Source organism: Methylobacterium sp. J-059, from assembly GCF_022829485.1.
Taxonomy (GTDB): Bacteria; Pseudomonadota; Alphaproteobacteria; order Rhizobiales; family Beijerinckiaceae; genus Methylobacterium.
In genome coordinates this window covers 1-1,043 of record NZ_JAKSYA010000137.1, presented here as the reverse complement: position 1 = coordinate 1,043, position 1,043 = coordinate 1, and the positions used below count along the sequence as shown (strand labels likewise).

Below are 1,043 nucleotides of genomic sequence, written 5' to 3'. Positions count from 1 at the left end.
GGGGCGAGGCCGAGGCGCTCGCCGGCGTAGCGGCCCTCCCGGATCGGGCGCCACCAGGCCGCGTTGTCGAGGTACCAGCGCACGGTCTCCTCCAGCGCCTGCTCGAAGGTCTTGGACGGCGCCCAGCCGATCTCGGCCTCGGCCTTGCCCGGGTCGATCGCGTAGCGCCGGTCGTGCCCGGGCCGGTCGGCGACGAAGGCGATCAGCCGCGCGTGCGGGGCGTGCTCGGGCCGCAGCCGGTCGAAGGCGGCGCACAGCGCCTCGACCACGGCGAGGTTGTTGCGCACCGCGCGCCCGCCGAGCAGGTAGGTTTCGCCGACCCGGCCGCGCTCCAGCACCGCCACCAGGCCGCGGGCGTGGTCCTCGACGTGGATCCAGTCGCGCTCGTTCAGGCCGTCGCCGTAGACCGGCAGCGGACGGCCCTCGAGCGCGTTGAGGATCATCAGCGGGATGAGCTTTTCCGGGAAGTGGCGCGGCCCGTAGTTGTTCGAGCAGTTCGTCACCAGCACCGGCAGGCCGTAGGTCTCGTGCCAGGCCCGGGCCAGGTGGTCGGAGGCGGCCTTCGAGGCCGAGTACGGCGAGCGCGGGTCGTAGCGGCTGCCTTCCGTGAAGAACCCGCCCGGCGGCAGCGAGCCGTAGACCTCGTCGGTCGAGACGTGGAGGAAGCGGAAGCGGCCCTTCGCGTCCGCCGCCAGCCCCTCGTGGTGGCCGCGTGCCGCGTCCAGCATCACCTGGGTGCCGATCACGTTGGTCCGGATGAACGCGCCCGGATCGGTGATCGAGCGGTCGACGTGGCTTTCGGCCGCCAGGTGCATCACCGCGTCGGGCCGGAAGTCCGCGAAGGCCGCGCGCACGGCGTCGGCGTCGCAGATGTCGGCCTCGACCAGGCGGTGGCGGGGATCCTCGGCGAGGGGCGCCAGCGACACCGGGTTGGCCGCGTAGGTCAGCGCGTCCAGCGTCAGCACGTCGTGGCCGAGGTCGCGCACCAGGTGGAGCACGAGGGCGGAGCCGATGAAGCCGCAGCCGCCGGTCACCAGGATGCG

At 73.3% G+C, this 1,043-nt stretch carries 1 protein-coding gene; it reads right to left on the bottom strand.

Annotated elements, in window-relative coordinates; genetic code table 11:
- On the bottom strand, nucleotides 1–1,043 hold a 1,043-nt coding region (gene rfbB / locus MKK55_RS20140), incomplete at both ends, for a dTDP-glucose 4,6-dehydratase (RefSeq protein WP_243937330.1).